A 24,903-nucleotide genomic window follows, 5' to 3' on the forward strand; every position below is an offset into this window, starting at 1 on the left:
CTCGCGTCACCGCCTCCCCGGCCGGGGACAGATCTCCAATGGAAGACACCTCGAAATACCTCATTCACGCGGACGTTACGGCTGACGGGGTCGTCGAGCGGAGCGACGTCGTCGGCGCCGTCTTCGGGCAGACCGAGGGTCTGCTGGGCGACGAACTCGATCTCCGCGATCTCCGCCAGTCGAAGAAAGTCGGTCGCATCGACGTCGAAATAACCAGCACCGCCGGCCAGTCGCACGGCCACCTCACCATCGCGACCAGCCTCGACAAGGTCGAGACCGCGACGCTCGCCGCCGCCCTCGAGACGATCACCCGGATCGGCCCCTGCCGCGCCGACCTCGAGGTGACCGAGATCGAGGACGTCCGGGCCGCGAAGCGCAAGGAGGTCGTCGACCGCGCGAAGGAACTGCTGCACACGGCCTTCGACGACAGCGTGATGACCTCCGAGGAGATCCTCGCGGAGGTCCGCCAGCACGTCCGCGTCGAGGACATCACCGAGTACGAGGGGCTGCCCGCCGGGCCGCGGGTCGCCGAGAGCGACGCGATCATCGTCGTCGAGGGGCGCGCGGACGTCGTGACGCTGCTCAAGTACGGCGTCAAAAACGCCATCGCGGTCGAGGGGACGAACGTCCCCGACGCCGTCGCGGAGCTTACCCGCCACCGCACGGTCACCGCCTTCCTCGACGGCGACCGCGGCGGCGACCTCATCCTCGAGGAGCTCTCGCAGGTCGGCGACATCGACTACGTCGCCTTCGCCCCCGCCGGGGAGTCGGTCGAGGAGCTCGACCACCACCAGCTGTTCGCCGCGCTGCGGAACAAGGTTCCCTACGAGACGGTTTCGGGGTTGAACGAGCCTCGCGAGGCCGTCGCCGCGACCGACGGGAGTACGACGCCGGCGCCGGCGCCGGACGCGACCGACACGGCCGACGAGACGACCGACGAAACGAACGGCGGCGACGCGAGCGACGCCCTCCCGCACTCGCCCGCGATCGACGGGACGCGGTCGGCCCGCGAGTACGAGTCGACCGGCTCCGATCCGACGCAGTCGCTCGAGTCGGGCGCGGTGAGCGACGCGCAATCGGCAGCGGACGCGAGCGGCGGCGCCGAGCTCGAGGGCGAGACGCAGCCGGCGCCCGCACACGGTCGGGAACCCACGGAGACTGCCGACTCGGCGGCGGAGGCCGGGGCCGAAGCCGAGACCGAGTCCCAGTCCGAGACGGACGATGCGGACGCGACCGACCTCGAACCCGAACCGACGACCGTCTACGAGCACGCCACTGACGTCATCCGGGAGAACTCCGGCCGCGTTCGATTCCTCGATGCGGACGGCGCGGCGATCGACGACGCCGACGCCGGCGAGGCCTACGACGCCCTCGAGAGCCTCGAGACGGTTCCGACGACGGTCGTCCTGGACGGCATCCTTTCCCAACGACTGCTCGATCTGGCGGCCGACCGCGGCGTCGATCGGATCGTCGCGGACGCGCTGGGCCAGTTTACCAAGCGACCGACCGACGTTCGGATCCACGCGATCGACGACGTCGCTGAGGAACCGCCGACCGACAACTGATCGGCCGTACCGGCGGTCGTCGACGCGGCCTCTCGAGATCGATCGAATAAAACCGAGTGCGGATCGCGGCGTCGCGGGGAACCGCACATATTCGCAGCGTTTTGCCCCTTGCCGTGTGCATTCGTGGCGCAGAGCGTCCGGAGGCCGGGATATTGATATGCGAGCCACAGCAAGGTGCGGTAATGAGTCCACCACCGGCCGCCGCGCTCGCACTCCTCGGTATCTGGGTGCTCGCAGTATTCTTCGTGACGAACGAGGCGGGGTACGCGCAACTGCGCTCCGACGCCGACGGCGTCGTTACCGTTCCCGAGTCCGGGCACGAATCCGACTCCGCGACTCCCGAGGCCGACGCGGACGCTCGAGCAGACGCCAACTGGAACGACTCGAGCGACGAGACCGCGCCTGACCCGGTCTCGGATGCCGGTCAGAAGCAGGACTCGAATCCGTCGCCTACCGTTCGATCACCGGCCGACGACTGATCGGCCGTCGAACGCCGCCTCGAGTCCGGCCGCAGCCAGCTGCGCCTCGAGCAGCGCGCCGGTCGCGACGTCGGCATCGATGGCGATACCCGGCCCGCGCCGCTCGACGCGGACCGAACCGATCCCGTCGGCGTCGGTCGCGAGCCCCTCGACTCTCTCGCGAACGGTTGCGACCGATAATTCTTCGTCGCCGACGAGTCCGTACGTGACCTCGCTCTGACCGGCGTCGGGGTCGATCGAAACCGAGGCGCCCAGCGCCGTCGCGCGCTCGAGGATCGGTGTGAGCGATCGGGAGTGGCGGCCGTCGGCGAGCACCGACCGAATTTTCGCCCGCGTGTCGGCGTCGAGCGCCGCGGTTACGGTCAGATCACCGGTTTCGTTTCCGTCTCCGTCGAGGACCGCCCCGACGGCGGCCGCGGGCGAACCGTTGCGGGCCGATGCGGGCCCTCGAACGGCTGCGGCCCGGTTCGACCGCTGAACGACGGTATCGACGCGGGCAAGTCCGTTCGCGGACGGCGAGCCACCGTCCGAGCGGCCGGCGATCGGCCGTCCCTGTCGCCCCGTCTCGTACCCGACGACGACCGCGGAGTCGGTCACGCCGACGGCGAACGGACCGTCGCGGGTCGCGTAGCGGTCGACGCCCTTTCGCTCGCCGACCGCGGCGAAGCCGCGGCGTCGCAGGATCGATCCGACGGCGTCGGCGGCGATCGATCCGGTCGCGACGACCGTTCCCCCGACGAGGCCGCCGTCGGCGACGCGGCCGGTGCCGGTAACTGACGCGACATCCGCGAGCGAGAGCGCGCCGAACCCGTACCCGTGCCCGAGTCCGAGCCGCCGATTGAACGTCTCGACGACGGGGCTGATCGTCGCGGGCTGGCCCGCAGATTGGATTGCAGTTCGATTCGCCTCGAGCGCCACTGTCGCCGCCCCGCGCGTACTCTCGCCGTCTCTCGCGTCCGCGTCGGCGGACCGCGCCGCTGCGCCGCCGGCGGCGCCGAACAGCGCTGTCCCGCCGGCGACGAGTCCCGCCGCCGATCGAAGAAGCGACCGTCTCGAATCCATACCCCGTCTCCGAGGGGGCGCTATAAAAACGGGGTTCGGCGTTTTCCGAACCGGAAAACGAGCCGAGAGGCCTCGGGTCAGCCGAACACGGCAAAGGAGAGCACCAGCAGCGCACAGACGATCGCGCCGGACAGCGTCGCGAGGAAGTTCACGCCCTGATTGCCCAGCAGCGTCCCCTCGAGGGTCGCCCCGAGGAGGCTGTCGACGGTCATGCCGACGAAGCCCGCGGCGACGATGATCGCCGCGCCGGCGACCCCGACCTCGGGGAACAGGACGTACGAGATGCCGGCGACGACGGCTGCGCCCGCGAGGCCGGCGAGTTCGCCCTGCCAGGTGACGCCGCCGTCCGTGCCGGGTTCGACCGGTTCGAGGGTGGTGATCAGCCGCGGCGTCTCGAAGACGCTGCCGATCTCGCTCGAGAGGGTGTCGCTCATCGCGGCCGCGAGCGAACCGGTAAAGGCGAACAGGAACACGACGGGTTCGGGATCGCCGGGCAACAGCCCCTCGGAGCTGGCGGCGTAGCCGAGCACGGCGGCGATCGCGACGGCCGCGTTGCCGAGCACGTTCCCGCTGCCGCGCGCACCGTCGTTGTCCTCCGCGACGCCCAGTTCCGCCTTGCGCTCGTAGCGGAACTTCGTCGAGAGGCCGCCGATCGCGAAGAAGGAGACGAGCACGACGAACCAGCCGTAATCGCCCAGCACGATCGTCAGCAGACAGAGGAGCACGCCGGTGAGCATCCCCGCGACGGAGGCGGTATCGAGCGCGTACGCGAGGTAGCCGACGCCGACGGTCACCGCCAGCGCGGCCGCGATCTCGACCGTCCCGAGGGCCGGCTCGAGCTCCGCGAGCAGCCACAGCAGGAAGCCGACCGCGAGCATGACGACGGGATCGTCGTACAGCAGGAGCACGTCCCGCAGCAGGGCGCCGAGCAACGCGCCGCTGGCCGCGAGAAAGACCATCGTCGGCAGCGCCGCCTCGAGCGACGGGCCGAGTGCCGTCCCGTCGATAGCGGCTGTCGCGACCTGTCCGACGACCGCGGCGACCGTCGCGACGACCGCGAAGACCGTCACGCGGGCGACGTCGTGGTCGGTGCGTAGGCGAGCGACCCGCTCGCCGAGGTTCCCGTAGCCCAGCAGGAAGACGGTGCCGACGAAGACTTCGGTCGGCATCGAGGCCCGCACGCTGATCAGTCCGAGCGCGACGATCGCGAGGACGAACGTGATGAGGCCGTAGAGGCGGCCGTCCTCGTAGTCGCCCGGATAGGCGAGGAGATCGAACAGCGGACCGTCGGTGACGGCGGCGGACCCCAGGAGGACGACCGCAGCGATCGCCGCCGCGACCTGCGGACCGAAGAGCGGAACGACGAGCGCGAGCGTACACAGGGCCGCGAAGACGCCGGCTCGCCGGACGGGTGCTGTCACGATACCGGAGTCTTTCTGTCGGGTTTACTTGAAGGTTCCCGAACTCGCCGCAGCGGACGTTTCGACCGTGTCAGTAGGTCTCGAGCGAAACGCGACCTTCGAATCCCGTCACGATGCGACCCAACCCGTAACCGGTATGGTTTCGGACCGGAAAGCGGGACGCGTGGGACTGTACGAACGGTACCTCGCCCTCCGAATCCGCCGCCACGACGCCGCCCCGCCCGAGCACGTCGCCCTCGTCATCACCGAGCGCGACCTCCTCGAGGAGGGGGCCTACGAGACGCTCACCGACTTCTTCGAGTGGGCGTTCGCGTACGCCTCTCGGGTGACGGTCTACGTGAGCGTCCTCGACGCCGACGCGATTCCGACGCTGCGGCGCGAACTCGAGTCGATCGACGGCCCGGACGGCCGCGAGGTCGCGGTTCGGGGCCCCGATGACCGGACGCCGGCGGACGCGCCGATCCAGATCGGGATCGGCCTCGGCGGGAAACACGAGTTCACGAGCGCCGTGCAGACGCTCGCGGAGAGCGTCGACGCCGGCGAACTCGAGCCCGCGGCGATCGACGACGAACGGGTCGAGGAACACCTCGTCTTTCCGTCGGAACCCGATCTCGTCATCAAGACCGGCGCCGAACGGCTCTCGGATTTCATGATCTGGCAGTCGGTCTACTCCGAACTCTACTTCACCGACGTCAACTGGCGGGACTTCCGCGAGCGGGACTTCCTGCGGGCGGTGCGGGAGTTCTGCAATCGGTCGCGGCGGTTCGGCCGCTGATCGGTTCCGGGTCGGCGGCGACCGCTACCAGTCGTCTCGAGTCGATCCAGTGTCGTCGTGACCCCAGCCGCTGTCTCTGTTTCTGTCCCTGTCCCACCCGGTCGCGTCCGCGTCTCGTCGCTGGTCGTCCGCCCCGTCCGCGCCCTCGTCGATATCGACGTCGTCGTAGATGTCGATGTGATGGACTGCACCGGGCGAGAGCAATCGATTGCCCTCAACCTCGAGCCAGCCGTTCGGGTGGATCAGGACGGGGCCTTCATAGAGCACGTCGTCCTCGTCCGTCCCGTCGTAGATGACGACGTCCTCGTACGCCTGCGTTGCCCGACCCTGTCGCGTCGGCGTGAACAGTGTCGACGGATCCATTACCGGATGTGGTTCGGCTATTGACAAAATAGTCGGGGGCGCTGCCGGCAGCGCTTCGATCGAAAACTCGTCGAGTCGGAACGGCGATACCGGACGAATTGAACTGCCGGTTTTAGTCAGCTACCGGCTCGTTACCCTCGAGGTCCTCGCCGACGCGGAGTTCGTCCTCCGGCGGACGTTCGTTCGTCGGCAGGGAGTCGCGGAACCGCTCGACGATCGAGCGGGCTTCGGTGAGCTCGGCCTCGCTGACCGCGCCGAGCAGGGCCAGCGCCCGCCGGGCGCGGGTCCGCCGCCACGATTCCTTGCGGTGTTCGTAGGTCCGGATCCCGCGGAGGAAGTCGGCCTTCGAGAACTCCGGCCAGTAGGGCGTACAGAAGAAGACGGCCGCCTCGTTGCCGTTGGCGTGCCACGGCAGGAAGTTCGAGGTCCGCTCCTCGCCGGCGGGCCGAATGATCAGATCGACGTCGCGAACCGGCCGGTCGTACAGCCGCCGTTCGATCGTCTCGACGTCGATCTCTGCGGGCTCTAAGTCGCCGGCGTCGACGTCGCGGGCGACGCCGCGGGCGGCCTCGAGCAGTCGCGACCGGCCGCCGTAGGCGAGCGCGATGTTGAGGACGAACCGATCGTAGTCGCGGGTGCGCCGTTCGGCGTAGTCGACGGCCTCCTGCACTCGTTCGGGAAGCATCTCGATTTCGCCGATCGCGCGGATGCTGACCTCGTTCTCGTGGACGCGGTCGGCGTCGGCGAACTCCCGCAGCTTTTCACAGAGGAGATCGAACAGTGCCTCCTTCTGCTCGGCCGGTCGATCGAAGTTCTCAGTCGAGAACGTGTAAAGTGTCAGTTCCTCGACGCCGATCTCCTGGCACCACTCGAGGACCTGTTCGGTCGTCTCGGCGCCCGCACGGTGGCCCTCGTGGGGCTCGTCGCCGTTCTGCCGAGCGTATCGTCGGTTGCCGTCCTGAATCACCGCGATGTGTGTCGGCGCGCCGGAGATCTCTCTGGCCAGCAGGCGCTCGTAGGCCGCGTCGACGCGCTGACGGAGCCACCGCTTCATCGGTCGATTTGAAGGGACCGATGACTATGTGTCTTGTGTGTTACTCCACGGCAGGAAACGGGTCCGTCTGCTGAGGTCTCCCGTCGAATGGTACCGCGTCACGACCGATCGAACCGTCCGAAAAGACCCGCCAAACGACCCGTTCGCCGCTCGACGGAATCGTGACGGCTATCTGTCCGGCGGCTCTCGGTGCGGCTAATGGCTGACGCGATCGACGACGACCTCTACCAGCGCACCAAGGCACTGCTCGAGCCGGGCGACATCGAACTCAACGCCGCCGTGGTCCACACCGACTACAGCGGCCAGGAAGACGTCCAGATGATGCAGGCGACGATCGACATCGGCGACATCGTCGCCGAACACGCGGGGTACGATCCGAAGGACTGCTACGTCTACTCGGGCAACGACGACCCCGACTTCTCCTCGAACCAGCACCAGGGACTGACCCTGGAGGACGAGGAGTTCGTCTGGGAGTGCCAGCAGCTGCTGCGCGAGGGCAGCTTCGACATCGTCATCTACTACGAGGCCAGCGCCGACCACGCGGCGATCCTCGAGGACATCCGCGAGCTGGGGTACGACGTGACGGGCGTCGAGGGCTCGGAGTAGCGACGTAGCGACCGTTCCGCGGTCGGATCCGTACGATTCGGCCCGGTATCCACACCGATTACGGCCTCGGAACCAAGTATCGGAAGCCGGTTCTCACGCTGTGGGAATCCACCCGTCGTACATAGGGTTACTCTGGCAACCGTTGACTAGCAGCGCCGCTCGACGGTCCCTGCGCACGTACCCATGACTAAACAGATCGCCACCGCGACCGACGGTCGACCGCCGCAGGAAGTAGCGTCCGACGTCTCGACCGGCGAGACCGAATCGGCCGAAACGTCGGTCCAAGCCACGTGTCCGGAGTGTAGCGGCCGGATCCACCACGACGCCGAACACGGCGAACGTGCGTGTACGGAGTGTGGGCTGGTGCTCGACGACGACGAACTCGACTACGGACCCGAGTGGCGGACCGGCGACGACGGGGACGCCGACGAGCGACGGCGCGTCGGCGCACCGCTCACCGAGCGGCGACACGACAGGGGGCTCAGTACGACGATCGGCTGGCGCAACGAGGACGCGTACGGCAACGAACTCTCCGCGCGCAAGCGGGCGCAGCTCCGACGGCTTCGGACGTGGGACGAGCGGTTCACCGCGAAGACCGCCCAGGAGCGGAACCTGAAACACGCCTTCGGCGAACTCGAGCGCATGGCGTCGGCGCTGGACCTGCCGGAGCCGTGTCGCGAGACCGCGGCCGTCCTCTACCGCCGCGCCGTCGACGAGGAACTGCTGCCCGGCCGCTCGATCGAGGCGGTGGCGACCGCCTGCCTCTACGCGGCGGCCCGCCAGCACGGGACGCCGCGGACGTGGCCCACCTTCGAGTCGGTCAGCCGCGTCGAGATCGGCCGCGTCCAGCGCGCGTACCGGTACCTCTCGCGGGAACTCGGCCTCGAGATCGCCCCCGCCGATCCGCTGCAGTACCTCGGGCAGTTCGCGTCGGCGCTGTCGATCAGCGACGAGGCCGAACACGTCGCCCGCGAGATCCTCGAGACCGCGAAGGGCGAGGGGATCCACGTCGGAAAGAGCCCGGCCGGACTGGCGGCGTCGGCGATCTACGCCGCGGCGCGGTTGACGAACGAACGGGTCACCCAGAAGACCATCGACGAAGCGACCGGTGTCAGCGAGTTCACGATCCGGAACCGGTACCAGGAGTTGCTCGACGCGTACGGTCCACACGCCGAGTGCTAGGTCGAGACCCGCAGTCGTCGGTAACGCGTCCGAATGCCAACACTGAAGACGACCACCGCCCGACGGTCGACAACCTCACTCGCTCGATGATTCCACTCCTCCACGATTTCACCGACGAAACGGTGCTCGTCGTCGGCGGCGGCCCCGTCGGCGCGCGAAAGGCCCGCCGGTTCGCCCGCGAAGCCGCGGTCGTCGTGATCAGTCCCGACTTCGCGGACCGGGAGTTCGGCGGCGCCGAACTGATCCGGGCCGCGCCCGCCCCCGACGAGATCGAGGGCTGGCTCGAGCGGGTCGACCCCGCGCTGGCCGTCGCCGCGACCGACGACGCGGCCGTCAACGACGCCCTCGAGGCGGCGGCTCGCGACCGGGGAATCCTCGTCAACCGCGCGGATCGGGCCGGCGGGCGCGACGCGGGCAGCGTCGTCGTTCCCGCGACCGTCCGCGAGGACCCGGTCGTCGTCTCGATCTCGACCGGCGGGACGGCGCCAGCGCTGAGCAAGTACCTCCGACGGGAACTCGAGGAGACGCTGGACGGCGCCGGCGACGTCGCGGCGTTCTGCGACGAGCTGCGGTCGGAGCTCAAATCGCGGGACGTCTCGCCGAGCCGGCGTCGAGAGATCGTCACGGATGCCGTCAATTCTCCGGACGTTTGGACAGCTTTACGTAGCGGTACTTCCAATACTCGTCAAGTGATTGAGGACGTGCTGAGCGAGGAACTATCTTCGTATCCATCTTCGGGAGGTGAGCGCGCGTGATCCCGTCGGGGGTCGTCACGGGCGCGCGGGTGACCCACGAGAGCGGCACCGTCGACGACCTCGCGGCGGCCAGTCCGGACGAGCAGGCGGCCGCCGTGTCGCAACTGTGCGCCGTCCCCGATGTCGAGGAGGCCTACGTCCTCTCGACGTGTAACCGGGTCGAGGCCTACGTCGTCAGCCCCGACGCCGCGGTCGGCCGGGCCGCGCTCGAGGAATTTTTCGCCGCGGTCGACGACGACGCCGTCGTCCACACCGACCACGACGAGAGCCTGCGGCACCTGCTGCGGGTCGCGGCCGGCCTCGAGTCGGTCGTCCTCGGCGAGGACCAGATCATCGGTCAGGTCCGGACGGCCTACGAGGACGCCCGCGACGCCGGCGGCATCGGCTCGATGCTCGAGCCGGCCGTCACGAAGGCGATCCACGTCGGCGAGCGCGCCCGCACGGAAACCGAGATCAACGAGGGCGTCGTCTCGCTGGGGTCGGCCGCGACGAGACTCGCCGCCGCCGAGATCGCGCTCGAGGGCGCGAGCGGACTGGTCGTCGGCGCCGGCGAGATGGGCCAACTCGCCGCCCGCAGCCTCGTGGACGCGGGCGTCGACGAGCTGGTCATCGCGAACCGGACCGTCTCGCGCGCCGACCACCTCGCCGCGGAACTCGAGGTCGACGCCGCGCTCGAGGCGGTGCCGCTGGAGGCCCTCGAGACGGTCGCGACCGACGCCGACGTCGTCGTCGCGGCGACCGGGAGCGAGGAGCCGGTGCTGGAACCGCACCACCTCGAGCCCGAGACCGACGGCGGCACGGCAACCGACCGCGTCGTCGTCGACCTCGGCCAACCCCGGGACGTTGATCCGACCGCCGACGACCTCCCCGCCGTGGCCGTCTACGATCTGGACGACCTCGAGTCGATCACCCAGGAGACCCGCGAGCAGCGCGCCGACGCCGCCCGCGAGGTCGAGGCGATGATCGACCGGGAGTACGACCTACTCTGTGACCAGTACAAGCGCGCCCGCGCCGACGAGGTCATCGCCGCGATGTACGAGTCCGCCGAGCGGATGAAAGAGCGCGAACTCGAAACGGCGCTCTCGCGGCTCGACGAGGACCTCTCGGCGGAGCAACGCGAGGTCGTCGAATCGATGGCCGACGCCCTGGTCAGCCAGCTGCTCGCGCCGCCGACCAAGAGCCTGCGACAGGCCGCCGCCGAGGACGACTGGAGCACGATCAACACCGCGCTCCAGCTGTTCGATCCCGACTTCGAGGACTCGGGGCCGCCGTCGCTGCTGGCCAACGCCGAACGCTCCGATCTGCGGATCGGAACCGCCGACGACGATTAACCGGTTTCTGCGGCCGACCGTCCACGACTCACGCCGTCGAATCCCCGCCTCGAGCGTGGAGTCTCCCTCGACTCGAGTTCGATCCGCCGACGGCGGATTCGCTACGCTACCGTGACCCACATTCTATCGAAACGATTACGGGTTCTACTGCTGAACATCTTCCTGCGGTTGTCGCTCTCGTGCGGTTTACCCGACTATAGACGTCGTGTTCGTGGTGATCATACCGATGACACGTACGTACGAAAGCGGTACGGCGCACGAGTTCAGTGGCACAGTGACGGACGATCGGTACGACGCCGACTCCCGGGTCCGGGAGGTGGTCTCGCATGAGTAGCCCGACGAGATCGCGCCCCCGGCTGGCCGGCGACCGGTTCGTCCCGATCGCGGACTTCTTCGATCGGTTCGGGCTCGCGTTCGTGATGGTCGCCAGCTACTTCGGCTCGGGATCGGTCTTCATCATGAGTTCCGCCGGAGTCCAGTTCGGCTACGCGATGGCGTGGCTGATCGGACTGGCCATCCTCCTGGGCATCATGGCGCAGGACATGAGCGCCAGAGTCGGCATCTTCGGCGACTCGCTCGGGCAGTTCACGCGGCGCAAGCTCGGTCAACGGGGCGCGACGGCGCTGCTGGCGTTCGTCTCGATCGGGTGTCTCCTCTGGGGGCTCGAGCTGACCGCCGCCGTCGGACTCGGCACCTCCATCCTGCTCGAGAGCGTCGGGATTTCGATCGGGTGGATGCCCCTCGCGGTCCTGACGGGGGTCCTGTCGGCGGTCGTCGGCCTGCTGCGCTACGACCTCATCGAGTACCTGATGGCCGGGATGATGATCCTGCTGTTCGTCGGGTTCGCGGTGGTCGCGGTCGCCGGCGATCCGGACCCGATCGCCGTCGCGGCGGGCGCCGTCCCGAACGGGACGTTCCTCGAGCCGGGCGGACTGGCGCTCACCGCCGGGATCCTCGGTACGACGGCGCTCTGGCCTAACTTCTTCCTCGAGTCGCTGTTCGTCGACGAGAAGGGGTGGACCAGCGCCGCCGACCTCCGGGACGTGCGCACCGACCTCGTCATGGGGTACGTGCTCGGCGGACTGGCCTCGCTCGCGATCCTCGTCGCCACCGCGGCGGTGCTCCGGCCCGCCGGTGTCACCGAACTCGAGTCGTTCATCACGCCGGGGCGGGCGCTGACCGACGTCCTCGGCACGTGGGCGATGGTGCTGTTCCTCGGCGGGACGCTCGTGGCCGCGTTCAACAGCATCATCCCGATCCTCTGGTGTCCCGCGTACATCCTCCACGAGGCTCGAGGGAAGGAGATCCGCTCGTCCGATCCGCAGGAAGCGCGGCGATCGTTCCGCGTCGCCTTCGCGGGCCTCTGTCTGCTGAGCGGGCTCTCGCCACTGATCCACGTCGGCCTCGGCCTGAGCGTGATCGATATGATCATCCTGTTCCCCGCCTGGAACGGCGTGTTCGGCCTGCCGATCGCCGCCGTCCTGCTGTTCTGGGCGGTCAACGACAGGGAGACGATGGGCGAGCACGTCAACTCGCGGAAGCAAAACGTCGCGAACGCGGTGCTGGTCGCCCTGTCGGTGATCCTCGCCGCGAGTTCCCTGCAGGACGTCGTCGGCGCGATCCTCGGCGGCGGCATCTGACCAGCGTCGCGGCGGGATCGATTCCCGGTTCGCGGCGGTACCGAGCCCGCTCTCGGGTCGTCGCTGACTTCGGACCGCCGCGAAAGACGCGTTTCTCGACGTCGTTCACGGCCGTTTCTCGTTCTCGGTCCGTCCTCGGACCGCACCGCTCGCAGCGGCGTTCGCGGCTTTCGATCCTCGTTTCAGCACGCTTTTCCCGGACTCGCCGGCTGAACGCAGCGAACCGGCGGAATTACCGGCCGTCGCGACCGGCACAACCATTATTTGAGTGGCCTTCGTTCGGTCGGCCATGGGCGACCTACTGTCCGACGACGAGATCGAGGCGGGACTTCCCGACGACTGGACGCGCGAGGGCGACGAGATCGTTCGCACCTACGAGTTCGACGAGTACCTCCGCGGCGTCAACTTCGCCCAGATGGTCGGCGAGATCGCCGAGTCGCAGTTCCACCACCCGGAGATCGTCATCCGCTACAAGGAAGTCGAGGTGCGGCTCACCTCCCACGAGGAGGGCGGCATCACCGAAGACGACCTCGAGATGGCGGAACTGATCGAATCCGAGCGGAACGCCGAGTAATCGGGCGCTCGGCGTCCGCGAGCCGACGATCGGGACGCCCGCGCACGCTCACGCACCCGCTCGACTCGCGTTCACGTTTCGCGTTCACCCCCACGCACCCATGGACGGCGCATACGTCTTCTCGGTCGACGTTCGCCTCGAGCCCGCTCGGCCGGGGATCCGCCTCGAGCCGAGCAGCGCAGCGACGACCGTCACGGTCTTCCGCGAGGCGCCGGCGCCGGGCACCGAGGGGTGGCTGTTCTTCCGGAATACGCTGTGGCGCGGCGAGGTCGCCGACGAGGAGTACGCGCGCCAGCTCGCCGAGGAGTGGCTCGACCAGCCCGTCGAATCGGTGTCGTTCCGGGAACTGCAGGTCGACGAGGAGTATTTCGACGCGCTGAAGGCCGAAATCGCGGCCGACCTCGAGGCGTTCAACGCCGATTCCGTCTCGGAGGTGCTCTCGAAGTATCTCGGCTCGAGCATTCGCGTGACGGATTCGTCCTGACCGCTCTCGATTTGCCGTTCGTTCCTGTCACTTCTATCACGCTCGTTTACCTCTCGTTCGCCTCTGATCGCCCCCGCTCCCGTTGGCGCTCCCGTTCTCGAGGGGGTCACGACCGGTACGCATTTACTCGCGAATCACGTACTGCTGTGTCCGATGGTCTCCGAGTACGACTTCTGGTTGCTCGATCTCGACGGCACCCTGGTCGACGTCGAGTGGTCCTACACCCGGGACGTGTTCGACCGGGTCGGCGACCGGCTGGGGCGGGAGTTCACCGATCGGGAAGCCGAGATCCTCTGGAACGGCCTGACCGGCTCGCGGAACCGACAGCTCCGGGAGTGGGGCATCGACCCCGAGGCGTTCTGGGAGGTGTTCCACGACGAGGAGGATCCCGAGGTCCGAGCCGAACAGACCTACCTCCACGATGACGCCGCGTTCGTCGGCGACCTCGAGGCGCCGGTCGGCCTCGTCACGCACTGTCAGGAGTTTCTCGCCGAGCCGGTGCTGGACAACGTCGGCATCCGGGACTGGTTCGACGCGCGGCTGTGCTGTACGGAGGAGACGGGCTGGAAGCCCGATCCGGAACCCGTCCGGTCGGTCATGCGCGACCTCGGCGTCGCGCACAACGGGCACCAGGGCGTGCTCGCGGGCGACGGCGCCTGCGACGTCGGCGCGGCCTGGAACGCCGGCCTCGACGCGATCCACGTCGAGCGACTCGGCCACGACCGGCGCGGCCGGTGCGTCCTCGGAGACTACCGCGTGCGGTCGTTCGACGAACTGTTCTGAGCGGTCCTCGCTTCTCGGCTTCTCGACCTCTCGCTTCGGTTACGAACCGTCCACCAGCGACGCCTCTCCGTTCGACTGGAGTTGCTCGTCGACCAGCGTCTCGTAGGCCCGGCGGAACCGCTCGGAGAGCGCCTGGTGGGAGATCCCCAGTTCGTCCGCCAGCTCGGCCATCGAGATGGCGCGCGGAATCTCGAAGTAGCCGTACTCGAGCGCGGCCTCGAGGGCTTCCCGCTGTTGGGGCGTGAGCCGGCTGCTGGCCTCCGCGTGCGTCGCGACGTCGCTCACGTCGGTGAGCCGCCGGAGGTCCGCGTTGACGCCGCGGTCGACGAGCCGATCGTAGGCGTCACAGAGGGTGTTTCGGTCGGCGAACCGGGCGCGGACCTGCCACCAGCCGTTCGAGCCCCGCGCCTCGAGCAGCGAGCCGCCGTCCGCGAGCAGCGCGTCGCACAGTCGTTCGGGTCCCGCCCCCGCGACGAAGTCGACGTCGAACAGGTGGCGGGCCGGCGTCTCGACGAGCAGTTCGTACGTCTCGACCTCGGGATCGGAATCGAACGCCGTCTCGGCGCGCGAGCGGCCGACGCCGGCGACCCAGATACTGGGCGGCGTCTTCGAGACGGCCGACTCGAGTTCGAACGCGGCGTCGGGCGCCTGCTCGAACGCCGTCTCGAGGAGCGTGTCCGCGGCCGGCAGCCGAAGCTCGGCTATGGTAGCCATCGAGCGTCGTACACCGTCGCGGACTAAAAACCGCTGTTGTGCGGCCGCTGACTGTCGGATTCGTTGATCCGTCGTGTCAGCCAGTCGCAATTCGCCCCGCCCGATCACCGGGTCGACACGTCGTCTGCGTCCGCGAGCACCCGCTCGAGGTCGTCGACGCCGCCCTTGTCGATCCGGTCCGGGTTCGCCACGACGCGCACCGACTGCGTGCCGACCGGAACGAAGGCGAGATCGAGCCGCTCGGCCGTCTCGCGCAGCCCGAGGCCGGCGTCGGCGTCGCCGGCGATCACCTTCCGGGCGGGGCTCTCGTGGGCGCGCAGCCCGAGGTCGAAGCCCTCGATGGCGTCGACGATCTCGCGCCGGTCGACGCCGCGATCCTCGGCCAGCTCGGCGACGGCCGCGCCGAGGCTCGTGCGCAGCCCGGAGTCGGTCGTCCGGTTGACGAAGCGAAGGTCGCGGTCGACCAGATCGGCGAGGTCCTCGATCTCCTGCGGGTTGCCGGCGCGCGTGATCAGTCCCCAGTCGCGCTCCCAGCGGCCGAGTTCGACCGCGTCGACCTCGCGGTCGACCGGCCCGGCGACGACGGCGACGTCGGGCACGCCCTCGCGGAGCCGCCGCAGCGCGGGCCGGGAGCCGACCGAGAGGTAGCGCGGGTTCTCGAGGCGGTCTAACAGCCGGTTCAGCGTCGGGTCGTCCTCGCCGACGCCGAGCAGGGTCGGCGCCCGGACGTCCGGCGAGAACAGCTGGACGTCGACGGATTCGCCTGCCTCGAGGTAGTCGGTCTCGGGCGGAACCTCGACGACGCCGTCGGCTTCGGCGAGGCTGGTGGTCGCGCCGGAGCCCTTGTCGACGGGATAGACGAGGGTGTCGCCATCGCCGTCCGTAACGAGGCCGACCGGCATCAGCCGCATTCGGCCCTCGCCGTAGCGCTCCTCGCGGGCCATCCGCCCCGTCACGGTCGCGGCCTTGGGTTCCGGAATGCCGGCCGCCTCGCGGATCGCCGGCGCGACGAAGGTCCGGAAGACCATCATCGCGGAGACGGGGTAGCCCGGGAGGCCGACGTACGCCGAATCCTGCAGGCGGCCCACGAGCATCGGTTTCCCGGGCTTGACGGCGACCCCGTGGAGCAGCAGTTCGCCCTGTTCCTCGATGACCCGGTAGATGACGTCGACGGCGCTCGCGCTGGTCGACCCCGAGGAGAGCACGAGGTCGCATTCCTCGGCGGCCTCACGGAGGATCCGTTCCATCTCGTCTTGCTCATCGCCGGCGTGGGGGTAGAGCACTGCCTCGCCGCCGGCGTCCTCGACCCCCGCGGCGATCGTGTAGCTGTTGACGTCGTAGATCTCCCCGCGGTCGCTGTCGACGTCATCGCCCGGCCGGACGAGTTCGTCGCCCGTCGAGACGATGCCGACCGTCGGGCGGCCGCGGACCGGCACCTCGTCGACGCCAAGCGCCGAGAGCAGGCCGATGTCCCGCGGCGTGATCCGCGTCCCGGGCCCGAGCGCGCGCTCGCCGGCCGCGACGTCAGCGCCGGCGAACATGACGTTGTCGCCGGGTGCGACGGACGTTCGGACCAGCACGTCGTCGCCGTCGGTGTCAGTTCGTTCCACCGGCACCATCGCGTCCGCCCCGTCGGGCATCACCGCCCCCGTCGAGATTTCGGCCGCTTGCCCCTCCTCGAGTTCCACCTCGGGCTCCTCGCCGGCGTGTACCTCGCCGACGAGTTCGAGGCAGGCGGGGTCGGCCTCGTCGGCGCCGAACGTGTCCCGGGCCCGGAGGGCGTAGCCGTCGAGGGTCGCCCGGTCGAATCCGGGCACGTCGAGTTCGGCGTCCAGCCGCGCGACGAGGACGCGCCCGCGGGCGTCCTCGAGGGGGACGCGTTCGACGCCGGCCGTCAGCGACAGCGAGTCGATCGCCTCGCGCGCCTCCGCCGGGGAGGCGAGATCGCGAAACTCCTTGCGGTCCATACCGGCCCTTCGGGGCCGGAGGCTAAAAACGTCGGTCGAACCGCTCGCGGTCGGAGCCGTGCAAATATTCCGGGAGGTGAAGATCTTTGTCGGGGGATCGCGAACGGCCCGGCGTGGCTTTTCGCTGGCGCTGGAGCGACGTGCCGAACCCGTTCCGGTGGCTCCTGCTGGCCGTCGGCTACGCGCTTGCGCGGGCCGGGATCGTCGACGCCGAGCGCGTCGAGCGGACGACCGATCTCGCCTGGCCGCGGATCGTGACCGGGATCGCCCGGATGTCCAAGTCCGCGGCGGACGTCGCGATGGTCGGGATGGCCCTCGGACCGACGGCGATCGGCGGCGTCGGCCTCGCGACGCCCTACTGGGGGATCGGCTTCGCGTTCGGCGGCGGGATCGCCGGCGCGACCATCGGCCTCGTCTCCCAGCGGTACGGCGCCGGCGCCGACGAGGACCTCTCGCGGGCGGTAACGACGAGTGCCCTGATCGTCGCGGCGCTCGCGGTGCCGCTGGCGCTCCTATTCCGCACGATGCCGGAACGACTGATCGCGCTCGTCGGCGACGACCCCGACTCGATCGCCTACGGGACCCGCTACCTCCGGACCGTCGCCGTCGGCCTGCCGTTCGCGGCGCTGAACCTCATCGGCAGCCGGACTCTCGTGGGGGCTGACGACGCCTGGACGCCGATGGTCCTTCGCGCCGGCGGTGCCATCGTCAACGTCGCGATCAACGCGGTCCTGATATTCGCGTTCGGGATGGGCGTCGTCGGCGCGGCGATCGGAACTGCAGTCGCGAACGTGCTCGTGCTCGCAGCCTTTACCGTCGGGCTCACTACCGGTCGACTACCGCTGATCGGCGAGTTCCCGGTGACGGTCGACCTCGCGGCGCCTCGCGCGACGCTCGAGGAGGTCGGGAACGTCCTCAGCATCGGGACGCCGCTGGCGTTCACGAACATCGCCCGGCGGGCCGCCCAGTTTCCCATGCTCGCGCTCGTGGCGCTGTTCGGGCCGAACGTACTGGCCGCGTACATCGTCGCCCGGCGCGTCCGCGGGCTGATGAACACGCCCGGCTGGGGGTTCTCGCTGGCCTCCTCGAGCCTGGTCGGCCAGGAACTGGGCACCGGCGACGAGGTCGACGCCGACACCTACGGCCGCGAGGTGCTCTGGTTCGGTACCGCCGTCTACGTCGTTACCGGCGCGTTCGTGCTGGTCTTCGCCGAGCAGGTCGGCCGCATCTTCGTGGACGATCCGTCGATCCTGCCCACTGTGACGTCGTTCATCGCCGTCGCCTGCGTCAGCGTCGTCTTCCTCGGGATCAGCAGCGGTGCGACCGGCCCGCTGCGGGCCAGCGGCGACACGAGCTGGCCCTTCTACGGGCAGGTGCTCGGCCGCTACGTCTTCGCGATTCCCGTCACCGCGCTCGGCGTCTACGCCGTGCCGCTGCCGTACCTCGAGGCCGTGACGCCGCTGGGGATCGGGACCCTCTACGCCGCGTTGATCCTCGAGACGCTCGTGCCCGCCGCCGTCACCTACTACCGGTTCGAGGCGGGCCACTGGAAGGCGATCAGCCGGACCTACCGTCCCGAGTCGTCGCCGGGCGACTAGCCCGTCCCCCGTCGGCCGCAGTTTATAAATGAACGACGATGAGTGATTTTTTAGGACCGAGCGTCGAACCGCATGGTATGGCTACCCATGGCTTTCAGGACGGGGGGACAGCGGGCGCGTCGCTACCCGAGGCGGTGCCGTTCGATCTGCCGCATCTGACTCGGCTGAGCTGGGAACTCGGCTCGCGGGTCGTCGACGACGAGGAGGCGACGCTCCACAGCGAGTGGGAGCCGGCGGGTAGCATGTGGCGGCTGTCGATCTTTCGGGTGACGAGCAACACCGTCGTCATCCGCGTCCGAACGCCCGTCGGGCGGGAGCAATTCTACGGCGCCGCGCAGTTGGATCTCGAGTCGGCGCTGCCGGCCCTCGAGTCGGACTCGCAGTGGCGGCGACTCGAGTAGCGGCGCCGCTCGGCGTCACGAGGCGTCGACGGTCCGCTCGAACTCCCGGATCGTCGCGTCGCTGCCGGCGACGATGACGTCGTCGTCGGCGTCGACGGTCGCGTGTTCGTCGGTCCGTATCGTTCCGTCGCGCACGATGCCGACGACCGTCCAGCCCCGTTCGGTGTCCCGCCGGAAGTCGAGCAGCGAGTCGCCGACGAACGGCGCGGCGTCGGTGCGGACGATCCGAATCTGGCTCGTCGGATCGACGACGCGCTCGCCGTGGACCTCCGCCGCGACCAGCCGCGCCGACGTCTGCTGGACGGAGAGCACGTAATCGGCCCCCGCTTTGAACGCCGGCGTCACCTTTCCGGTCTCGGTCACGCGAGCGAGTATCTCCACGTCGTCCGAGAGCGACCGCGCCGTCGCGATCGTCAACAGCGCGCTCGCGTCGTCGTCGACGGTCACGATCAACGCGCTCGCCTCGCCGAGGTCGGCCGCCCGGAGCGTTCCCGGTTCAGTGATATCGCCGACGATATCGGGCTCGAAGACCGCGTTCGCGGTCCAGTCGACGGTCGTCACCGAAACGTCGTCGGGGAGCGCGTCGACGGCGGCCGCGCCGCCTTCGCCGGCGCCAGCGACGAGGATCCGTTCGTGTCTCGCCGGGGACGACGGCCGGACGCCGGCTACCTCGCTCGAGACGTCGTCGATCACTCCAGCGGGTCCGGCGACGACCAACACGGTGTTGGGCGTCAGTCGAGTGTCGCTCGACGGCGACAGGCGGAGCACGCCGTCGAACCAGCCGCCGACTAGGGTGAGTTCCGGGTGGTCCGCGACCGGTGACTCTCCGAGGCGAACGCCGTGCAGCGGACTCTCGCGCCGAACGAGGATCTCTCGAACCGTGATCGACTCCTCGTCGTCGGTGTTCTCGAGCGCGACCGGCGTGGTCGCCTTCTCGGCGAGCCGGCGCCCGATGAGCGCGTGCGGCGCGACGGCTCTGTCGACGCCGATCTCGGTCAGCGCCGCGTCGTGGCGCGTCGACTCCGTGAAGCTGATCGTCCGCAGATCCGGGTTGGCCTCCAGCGCCGTTAGCAGGATGCTCGCCGTCCGTTCCTCGGCGTCGGTGATCAGCAGGGACGCGTCCCGGATCATCGCCCGCTCGAGGTCCGCCAGGTCTTCGGGGTCGCCGTGGATCGCCTGATAGCCGTCGTCGGAGAGCCGCTTCGCCTCCTCCTCGTCGGACTCGATGAGGACGTAGTCGGTGTCGAGCTCCTCGAGTTCCTCGAGCAGGACGTCGGTGTCGCGGCGGTACTCCGCGACGACGACGTGGTCGTCCTTGGCCGTCAGCCGGTCGTCCAGGTGCAGCGGCGTGCGCTCGAACAGCGGGATGACCAGCACCCGGAGGGCGACGAACCCGATCAGGACGCCGGTCACCTGAATCCAGATCATCAGCAGGTTCATCGCCGGCGTCGTCCACGGCGCGTCCGCGCCGAATCCGGTCGTCGTCATCGTCTCGGTGACCGTCTGCACCGACCGGAAGATCGACTGTGGCCGGTTCTCGAGCCGGGCCATGCCGAGGTTGTACACCACCGCGTAGAAGACCACGACCGAGACGACGCCGACGGCGTAGAGGAGCACCAGCCGGTGCCGGCGCGTCAGGTCCGACGGGTGCAGTCCCTCGAGTTCGAGGTCGCGCATGCGGCCGTCCGTCGTACTACCGGGCCGGTCCCTCTAAGTGCTCGGTCGGAATTCCCAACCCCACACTCGCGGACGCGGCGTCGTGCCGGCCGCCACGACCCGCCCCGAATGCGCCGACCGAACAGTGATACCCGCCCCGTTCGTAGCCCGGCCATGGCCGAGCTCGGAACGACCGCACTGCGGTTCATCCAGCTGTACGGCCCGCTCGCCCTGCTGCTGTTCACCTTCCTCGAGACGTCGATGCTGTTCCCCCTGTTCCCGAGCGAGGTCGTCGTACCGGCCGCGGCCGCGCTGTTGATCGCCGATCCGCTCTCCTTTCTCGTCTTCGTCGGGGCGGCGACCGCCGGCGGGACGGTCGGCGCCTTCGTCCCGTTCTACGCGTTTCGCGGCCCCGGCTCGAGCGGCCTCGAGCGGTTCCGGGAGTGGATCAACGTCTCGAAGGACGCGACCGAGCGCGGACGGCGGTGGTTCCGCCGCTGGGGGACGTCGTCGGTCTTCTGGGGACGATTTCTCCCGGCGCTGCGGTCGGTCGTCTCGATCCCCGCGGGACTCGCGGGCATGGGGACGATCCGCTTCGGCGCCTACACGGCGGTCGGCACCGCGCTGTTCTACGCGGCCGTCGGGGCGGTCGTCTACTACGGACGGCAGCGATCGCTGTTCGCGGCCGCGGCCGCCGTCGCCACCGACCGGCCGGCGCTCACCGCGGCGGTCGCGGTCGGCGCTCTCGCCGTCGGCGCCGTGATATTCGGGGAGTATAGACGGCGCGAACGCGGCTCTCAGGGATAGCCTATTCCCATCCCGACGTTACGGGTTGACTTCCCAGTCCTCGACGGCGACCGTCTCGCCCTCCGGGATCCCCTCGCGGCCGTCGTCGACGACCACCCAGCCGTCGGCCAGCGCGACGCTCGAGAGCACGCCCGAACCGCTGGCCCGCGTCGGCGTCGCCGCGAACCGCGGTTCGCCCTCGTCGATCTCGTCGGGGTCGCGCTCCTCGAGTTGCACCCGCGCGAACGTCCGGGTTCCAGGTTCGCTCGGAATCTTACGCTCGAGGACCGCCTGCGTCGTCGGGTGGGGATCGGGCTCGGTGCCCTCGAGCCAGCGCAGCGTCGGCCGGAGGAACTGGACGGCGTTGACGATGCAGGCGACGGGGTAGCCCGGCAGCGCGAGCACCGGCGTCTCCTCGACGATGCCGAGACAGACCGGGTGGCCGGGTTTGAGCCCGACGCCGTGGACGAGCACCTCGCCCAGGTCGTCGATCACCTCCGGCAGCAGGTCGCGTTCGCCGACCGAGGAGCCGCCGGTCGTGACGACGACGTCCTTCGTCAGGTCGCGCTGGATGGCCACCCGCAGCGAGTCGGGATCGTCGGTAACGACGTCCCGATAGGTCGCCCGCGCGCCCCACCGCTCGGCCAGTCTCGAGACGGTCAGCCCGTTCGTCTCGACGACCTCGCCGGGGCCGGGATCGCCCTCGACGAGTTCCTCGCCGGTCGGGATCACGCCCACCGTCGGCCGCTCGGCGACCGCGACGCGGTCGTACCCGGCCGACCGAATGAGGCCGAGATCCGACGGGCGGAGCCGGTGGCCCGCCTCGTAGAGGCGCTGGCCCTCCGCGACGTCCTCGCCGATCGGCGCGACGTTCTCGCCCTCCGCGACGGCGTCGCCGACCTCGAGTTCGCCGGCCGACTCGAGTTCTTCGACCTCCTCGATCATCACGACGGCGTCGGCGCCCTCGGGCAGCGCGCTGCCGGTGTGGACGCGCGCGGCGGCGCCGGGCTCGACCGACGCGTCGGCGCCGATTCCCTCGGCGATACGCAACACCTCGGGCGAGCGGTCGCTCGCGCCGAACGTGTCCGCGGCCCGGACGGCGTAGCCGTCCATCGCCGCCCGCCGGTAGTGGGGGACGTTCCGCGCGGACTCGAGGGGCGCGGCGAGGGTGCGCCCGTCCGCGCGCTCGACGTCGACGGTCTCCGTGCCGGTCGCACACGGCTGGTCGTCGTCTGCGGGCCGACGCTCCGCGATCGCTTCCCTGAGAATCCGGCGCGCCTCGTCGACCGGCGTCCGTACCTTGAACCCGGCCTCGGTGCGCTCGCTGTCGGCTCCCTTCATACTCTGAACCGGGGTGTCGGAGGGCAAAAGCGTAGGGGGGACTCCGCCGTCGCCATCGCGGCGTGACCGATTGGGACGTGCTATCGCACCACTGCGGTACCGCGGCCTTTTTCGTATCGGCGTTCGAACCAGTAAGCATGTCAGCGCTCCGCGACGCGTTGCGGGATCTCTCCGACGACGTCTTCTTCGATCTGCTCGAGAGCGACGACCGGTACCTGCTGGTCCTCGACGTGCCGGGCGTCACCGCCGACTCGATCGACGTCGCGATCGAGGGGGGCCGCCTCTCCATCGACGCCCAGCGGCGGAAGGACCTCCCGGACGACTACCGCTATCTCGAGGAGAACCGATCGCTCTTCTTCGACGTCGAACTGCCGCTTCCCGACGACGCGGTCGAAGCGGACCTCGACGCCGCCGTCGACCGGGGCGTGCTCGAACTCTCGATTCCGAAGCGGACCGGGGACGGCGAGACGACGATCGACGTCGTGGAGGGGACGATCCGCGACGGCGAGGACGAGAGCGAGAGCGAAGACGAGGACGAGGACGCTGAGAACGCAGGCGCCGACCCCGACGCAGACCCTGAACCCGAATCCGACCCCGAACCGAGGTGACCGAGACTGGTATCGCTTCGCGCGTACCGGCGGTTCGTCGTCGTCGCCTGGCAGTTCCTCCCGCTGTTGCTCGCGTACGCCCGCGATCGCCACCGCTTCATCCTGTTCGGTTCCGGCCGGCGGGTCGACCCCGAGACCCACCGCGAGCGCGCGGAGGTGCTGCTCGAGTCGCTGCTGACCCTCGGGCCGACGTTCATCAAACTCGGCCAACTGCTGTCGACCCGGCCGGACATCCTGCCCCCCGAGTACATCGACGTCCTCTCGGCCCTGCAAGACGAGGTGCCGCCGGCCGAGTGGAGCGAAGCGAAGCGGGTCCTCGAGGCGGAACTCGGCCCCGTCGAGGACCGGTTCCTCGAGTTCGACACCGACCCGATCAGCGGCGCCAGCCTCGGGCAGGTCTACCGGGCGCGGATCGATCCCGACGCCGCGGAGTGGGACGGGAGCGACGGCGGGCCGGCGACCGTGCCGGACGGCGGCGACGGCCAGCCGGGACAGGAGGTCGCGGTGAAGATCCGCCGCCCCGACATCGAACCCCTCGTCGAGGCCGACCTACGGGTGATCCGCTGGTCGCTGCCGCTCGTGATGTTCTTCGTCGACGAGTCGCGGTCGTTCTCGCTCGAGAACCTCGCCGACGAGTTCTCGCGGACGATCCGCGAGGAGATGAACTACGAGCGCGAGGCGGAGATGCTGACCGAGATCCGCTCGAACTTCGCCGGCGACGACCGCTTTCGCATCCCCGCGGTCGCCGAGAGCCACTCCGGCCCGCGCGTGCTCACGATGGAGTACATCGAGGGGACGAAGATCAACGACCTCGAGGAACTCGAGCGCCGGGGGATCGACCGGACGCGGGTCGCGGAGAATCTGGAGCGGGCGTACCTGCAGATGATCATGGACGACGGCGTCTTCCACGCCGATCCCCACCCCGGAAACCTGGCGGTGACCGACGAGGAACAGATCGTCTTCTACGACTTCGGCATGTCGGGCCGGGTCGACCCGTTCATCCAGGAGAAGATCATCGAGTTCTACGTCGCCGTCGCCAACCGGGACATCGACGGCATCCTCGACGCCCTGATCGAGATGGGGACGCTCTCCCCCGACGCCGATCGGGGCGTGATGGCCGAGGTGATGGAACTGGCCATTCAGGACGCCCGCGGCGAGACGCTCGACCAGTACCGCGTCCGCGGCATCGTCGGCCAGATCGAGGACTCGATCTACGAGTTCCCCTTCCGGCTGCCCAAGAACCTCGCGCTGGTGTTGCGGGTCGCGACCGTCGTCGAGGGGGTCTGTGTCACGCTCGACCAGGAGTTCGACTTCATCTCGACCGCCACGGACTACCTCACCGAGGAGGGCTACCGCGAGGAGTCGATCCGGCGCTACGTCCGCGAGTCCGCCGAGCAGATCCGCCAGTCGGGCGAGTCGTTGACCCGACTGGCCCCCAAAGCCGAGAAGACGCTCGATCGACTCGACCGGGACGACCTCTACGTCCGCATCGGCGTCGAGGACTCCGACGACGTCTTCGCCAAGTTCGCGAAGCGGCTGATCTACGGCATGCTGCTGACGATGTCGCTGTTCTCGATGGGCGTCCTCTACGCCCTCGAGGCGCCCAGGGCGTCGGTCGTGGCGGCCGTCTTCTCGGTCGTCGTCATCGTCCAACTCTACCGGTCCTTCCGCAAACCCAGATCGACCCGCGCGCGTCCGCAGTTCACGCGGCAGAACCTGCGACAGCGACGCCAGCAGCGCGAGGAGTGACCGCTGGTC

General features: G+C 69.3%; 24 protein-coding genes. 16 read left to right on the forward strand and 8 right to left on the reverse strand.

Annotation, left to right across the window (positions count from 1 at the left end; genetic code table 11):
• The first annotated feature begins 38 nt into the window (after nt 1–38).
• Together dnaG and ACYQ26_RS08130 are read left to right on the forward strand one after the other, a co-directional pair.
• On the forward strand, nt 39–1,565 hold the full coding sequence (dnaG, locus tag ACYQ26_RS08125) for a DNA primase DnaG (protein ID WP_459808385.1): 1,527 nt from the start codon (nt 39–41) through the stop codon (nt 1,563–1,565).
• A 182-nt stretch (nt 1,566–1,747) separates the two neighbouring features.
• Entirely contained in the window at nt 1,748–2,044 is a 297-nt protein-coding gene (locus tag ACYQ26_RS08130) for a hypothetical protein (RefSeq protein WP_459808386.1), read from the forward strand.
• Here ACYQ26_RS08130 and ACYQ26_RS08135 read toward each other — a convergent pair.
• Nucleotides 2,027–3,106, reverse strand: a complete 1,080-nt coding sequence (locus ACYQ26_RS08135; RefSeq protein ID WP_459808387.1) for a hypothetical protein — start codon at nt 3,104–3,106, stop codon at nt 2,027–2,029. The genes ACYQ26_RS08130 and ACYQ26_RS08135 overlap by 18 nt on opposite strands.
• A gap of 77 nt (nt 3,107–3,183) precedes the next feature.
• The gene (locus ACYQ26_RS08140; RefSeq protein WP_459808388.1) at nt 3,184–4,527 is read right to left on the reverse strand and encodes a DUF92 domain-containing protein; all 1,344 of its coding nucleotides are present in this window, start codon (nt 4,525–4,527) and stop codon (nt 3,184–3,186) included.
• Between the two features lie 163 nt (nt 4,528–4,690).
• Here ACYQ26_RS08140 and ACYQ26_RS08145 point away from each other — a divergent pair, with 163 nt between their 5' ends.
• The gene (locus ACYQ26_RS08145; protein ID WP_459808389.1) at nt 4,691–5,302 is read left to right on the forward strand and encodes an undecaprenyl diphosphate synthase family protein; all 612 of its coding nucleotides are present in this window, start codon (nt 4,691–4,693) and stop codon (nt 5,300–5,302) included.
• Nucleotides 5,303–5,326: 24 nt separating this feature from the next.
• On the opposite strand, the gene ACYQ26_RS08150 is transcribed toward ACYQ26_RS08145, so the two are convergent.
• Nucleotides 5,327–5,665: a hypothetical protein gene (locus ACYQ26_RS08150; RefSeq protein ID WP_459808390.1), complete on the reverse strand. Its 339-nt coding sequence runs from the start codon at nt 5,663–5,665 to the stop codon at nt 5,327–5,329.
• Between the two features lie 112 nt (nt 5,666–5,777).
• Entirely contained in the window at nt 5,778–6,719 is a 942-nt protein-coding gene (gene uppS, locus ACYQ26_RS08155) for a polyprenyl diphosphate synthase (protein ID WP_459808391.1), read from the reverse strand.
• A 198-nt stretch (nt 6,720–6,917) separates the two neighbouring features.
• Between uppS and ACYQ26_RS08160 the strand changes: the two genes are divergently transcribed.
• The 8 genes from ACYQ26_RS08160 to ACYQ26_RS08195 all read left to right on the forward strand — a co-directional run bounded on the left by ACYQ26_RS08160 (nt 6,918) and on the right by ACYQ26_RS08195 (nt 14,074).
• Nucleotides 6,918–7,325, forward strand: a complete 408-nt coding sequence (locus ACYQ26_RS08160) for a DUF5778 family protein (RefSeq protein WP_459808392.1) — start codon at nt 6,918–6,920, stop codon at nt 7,323–7,325.
• Nucleotides 7,326–7,508: 183 nt separating this feature from the next.
• On the forward strand, nt 7,509–8,507 hold the full coding sequence (locus ACYQ26_RS08165) for a transcription initiation factor IIB (RefSeq protein WP_459808393.1): 999 nt from the start codon (nt 7,509–7,511) through the stop codon (nt 8,505–8,507).
• Nucleotides 8,508–8,593: 86 nt separating this feature from the next.
• A complete protein-coding gene (locus ACYQ26_RS08170; protein WP_459808394.1) occupies nt 8,594–9,262 on the forward strand; it encodes a precorrin-2 dehydrogenase/sirohydrochlorin ferrochelatase family protein in 669 nt (222 codons plus the stop codon).
• On the forward strand, nt 9,262–10,593 hold the full coding sequence (gene hemA, locus ACYQ26_RS08175; RefSeq protein ID WP_459810727.1) for a glutamyl-tRNA reductase: 1,332 nt from the start codon (nt 9,262–9,264) through the stop codon (nt 10,591–10,593). Before ACYQ26_RS08170 ends, hemA begins: the two co-directional genes overlap by 1 nt.
• A gap of 326 nt (nt 10,594–10,919) precedes the next feature.
• Entirely contained in the window at nt 10,920–12,233 is a 1,314-nt protein-coding gene (locus tag ACYQ26_RS08180) for an NRAMP family divalent metal transporter (protein WP_459808395.1), read from the forward strand.
• Between the two features lie 289 nt (nt 12,234–12,522).
• The gene (locus ACYQ26_RS08185) at nt 12,523–12,807 is read left to right on the forward strand and encodes a 4a-hydroxytetrahydrobiopterin dehydratase (protein ID WP_459808396.1); all 285 of its coding nucleotides are present in this window, start codon (nt 12,523–12,525) and stop codon (nt 12,805–12,807) included.
• Between the two features lie 100 nt (nt 12,808–12,907).
• Entirely contained in the window at nt 12,908–13,291 is a 384-nt protein-coding gene (lwrS, locus tag ACYQ26_RS08190) for an LWR-salt protein (RefSeq protein ID WP_459808397.1), read from the forward strand.
• Between the two features lie 153 nt (nt 13,292–13,444).
• The gene (locus ACYQ26_RS08195) at nt 13,445–14,074 is read left to right on the forward strand and encodes an HAD family hydrolase (RefSeq protein ID WP_459808398.1); all 630 of its coding nucleotides are present in this window, start codon (nt 13,445–13,447) and stop codon (nt 14,072–14,074) included.
• Nucleotides 14,075–14,113: 39 nt separating this feature from the next.
• Here the strand turns inward: ACYQ26_RS08195 and ACYQ26_RS08200 are convergent, their stop codons facing one another.
• Both ACYQ26_RS08200 and ACYQ26_RS08205 read right to left on the reverse strand, forming a co-directional pair.
• Nucleotides 14,114–14,788: a helix-turn-helix domain-containing protein gene (locus tag ACYQ26_RS08200; RefSeq protein ID WP_459808399.1), complete on the reverse strand. Its 675-nt coding sequence runs from the start codon at nt 14,786–14,788 to the stop codon at nt 14,114–14,116.
• A gap of 104 nt (nt 14,789–14,892) precedes the next feature.
• A complete protein-coding gene (locus ACYQ26_RS08205) occupies nt 14,893–16,755 on the reverse strand; it encodes a molybdopterin biosynthesis protein (RefSeq protein WP_459808400.1) in 1,863 nt (620 codons plus the stop codon).
• A gap of 140 nt (nt 16,756–16,895) precedes the next feature.
• Between ACYQ26_RS08205 and ACYQ26_RS08210 the strand changes: the two genes are divergently transcribed.
• Together ACYQ26_RS08210 and ACYQ26_RS08215 are read left to right on the forward strand one after the other, a co-directional pair.
• Nucleotides 16,896–18,353, forward strand: a complete 1,458-nt coding sequence (locus ACYQ26_RS08210) for an MATE family efflux transporter (protein ID WP_459810728.1) — start codon at nt 16,896–16,898, stop codon at nt 18,351–18,353.
• Between the two features lie 77 nt (nt 18,354–18,430).
• On the forward strand, nt 18,431–18,754 hold the full coding sequence (locus tag ACYQ26_RS08215; protein ID WP_459808401.1) for a hypothetical protein: 324 nt from the start codon (nt 18,431–18,433) through the stop codon (nt 18,752–18,754).
• Between the two features lie 15 nt (nt 18,755–18,769).
• On the opposite strand, the gene ACYQ26_RS08220 is transcribed toward ACYQ26_RS08215, so the two are convergent.
• Nucleotides 18,770–20,431 (reverse strand): potassium channel family protein, encoded by a 1,662-nt coding sequence (locus ACYQ26_RS08220; protein ID WP_459808402.1) that lies wholly within the window; start codon nt 20,429–20,431, stop codon nt 18,770–18,772.
• A gap of 153 nt (nt 20,432–20,584) precedes the next feature.
• On the opposite strand from ACYQ26_RS08220, the gene ACYQ26_RS08225 reads away from it, so the two are divergent.
• Nucleotides 20,585–21,217: a DedA family protein gene (locus tag ACYQ26_RS08225; protein ID WP_459808403.1), complete on the forward strand. Its 633-nt coding sequence runs from the start codon at nt 20,585–20,587 to the stop codon at nt 21,215–21,217.
• 18 nt (nt 21,218–21,235) lie between these two features.
• Here ACYQ26_RS08225 and ACYQ26_RS08230 read toward each other — a convergent pair whose 3' ends face one another.
• A complete protein-coding gene (locus tag ACYQ26_RS08230; RefSeq protein WP_459808404.1) occupies nt 21,236–22,537 on the reverse strand; it encodes a molybdopterin molybdotransferase MoeA in 1,302 nt (433 codons plus the stop codon).
• A 137-nt stretch (nt 22,538–22,674) separates the two neighbouring features.
• Here ACYQ26_RS08230 and ACYQ26_RS08235 point away from each other — a divergent pair, with 137 nt between their 5' ends.
• Together ACYQ26_RS08235 and ACYQ26_RS08240 are read left to right on the forward strand one after the other, a co-directional pair.
• A complete protein-coding gene (locus ACYQ26_RS08235; RefSeq protein ID WP_459808405.1) occupies nt 22,675–23,145 on the forward strand; it encodes an Hsp20/alpha crystallin family protein in 471 nt (156 codons plus the stop codon).
• A gap of 66 nt (nt 23,146–23,211) precedes the next feature.
• Nucleotides 23,212–24,894, forward strand: a complete 1,683-nt coding sequence (locus ACYQ26_RS08240; RefSeq protein WP_459808406.1) for an ABC1 kinase family protein — start codon at nt 23,212–23,214, stop codon at nt 24,892–24,894.
• Nucleotides 24,895–24,903: the final 9 nt, after the last annotated feature.

The organism is Halopiger thermotolerans (genome assembly GCF_054654555.1).

What these genes read in the sequence shown, in the direction of transcription:
- ACYQ26_RS08170 (WP_459808394.1), top strand. Translation starts at nt 8,594, where the DNA reads ATGATTCCACTCCTCCACGATTTCACCGACGAAACGGTGCTCGTCGTC.
- ACYQ26_RS08235 (WP_459808405.1), top strand. Translation starts at nt 22,675, where the DNA reads ATGTCAGCGCTCCGCGACGCGTTGCGGGATCTCTCCGACGACGTCTTC.
- ACYQ26_RS08185 (WP_459808396.1), top strand. Translation starts at nt 12,523, where the DNA reads ATGGGCGACCTACTGTCCGACGACGAGATCGAGGCGGGACTTCCCGAC.
- ACYQ26_RS08195 (WP_459808398.1), top strand. Translation starts at nt 13,445, where the DNA reads ATGGTCTCCGAGTACGACTTCTGGTTGCTCGATCTCGACGGCACCCTG.
- ACYQ26_RS08180 (WP_459808395.1), top strand. Translation starts at nt 10,920, where the DNA reads ATGAGTAGCCCGACGAGATCGCGCCCCCGGCTGGCCGGCGACCGGTTC.
- ACYQ26_RS08165 (WP_459808393.1), top strand. Translation starts at nt 7,509, where the DNA reads ATGACTAAACAGATCGCCACCGCGACCGACGGTCGACCGCCGCAGGAA.
- ACYQ26_RS08220 (WP_459808402.1), bottom strand. Translation starts at nt 20,431, where the DNA reads ATGCGCGACCTCGAACTCGAGGGACTGCACCCGTCGGACCTGACGCGC.
- ACYQ26_RS08205 (WP_459808400.1), bottom strand. Translation starts at nt 16,755, where the DNA reads ATGGACCGCAAGGAGTTTCGCGATCTCGCCTCCCCGGCGGAGGCGCGC.
- lwrS (WP_459808397.1), top strand. Translation starts at nt 12,908, where the DNA reads ATGGACGGCGCATACGTCTTCTCGGTCGACGTTCGCCTCGAGCCCGCT.
- ACYQ26_RS08230 (WP_459808404.1), bottom strand. Translation starts at nt 22,537, where the DNA reads ATGAAGGGAGCCGACAGCGAGCGCACCGAGGCCGGGTTCAAGGTACGG.
- ACYQ26_RS08160 (WP_459808392.1), top strand. Translation starts at nt 6,918, where the DNA reads ATGGCTGACGCGATCGACGACGACCTCTACCAGCGCACCAAGGCACTG.
- ACYQ26_RS08135 (WP_459808387.1), bottom strand. Translation starts at nt 3,106, where the DNA reads ATGGATTCGAGACGGTCGCTTCTTCGATCGGCGGCGGGACTCGTCGCC.
- ACYQ26_RS08225 (WP_459808403.1), top strand. Translation starts at nt 20,585, where the DNA reads ATGGCCGAGCTCGGAACGACCGCACTGCGGTTCATCCAGCTGTACGGC.
- ACYQ26_RS08130 (WP_459808386.1), top strand. Translation starts at nt 1,748, where the DNA reads ATGAGTCCACCACCGGCCGCCGCGCTCGCACTCCTCGGTATCTGGGTG.
- dnaG (WP_459808385.1), top strand. Translation starts at nt 39, where the DNA reads ATGGAAGACACCTCGAAATACCTCATTCACGCGGACGTTACGGCTGAC.
- ACYQ26_RS08200 (WP_459808399.1), bottom strand. Translation starts at nt 14,788, where the DNA reads ATGGCTACCATAGCCGAGCTTCGGCTGCCGGCCGCGGACACGCTCCTC.
- uppS (WP_459808391.1), bottom strand. Translation starts at nt 6,719, where the DNA reads ATGAAGCGGTGGCTCCGTCAGCGCGTCGACGCGGCCTACGAGCGCCTG.
- ACYQ26_RS08215 (WP_459808401.1), top strand. Translation starts at nt 18,431, where the DNA reads ATGGCTACCCATGGCTTTCAGGACGGGGGGACAGCGGGCGCGTCGCTA.
- ACYQ26_RS08150 (WP_459808390.1), bottom strand. Translation starts at nt 5,665, where the DNA reads ATGGATCCGTCGACACTGTTCACGCCGACGCGACAGGGTCGGGCAACG.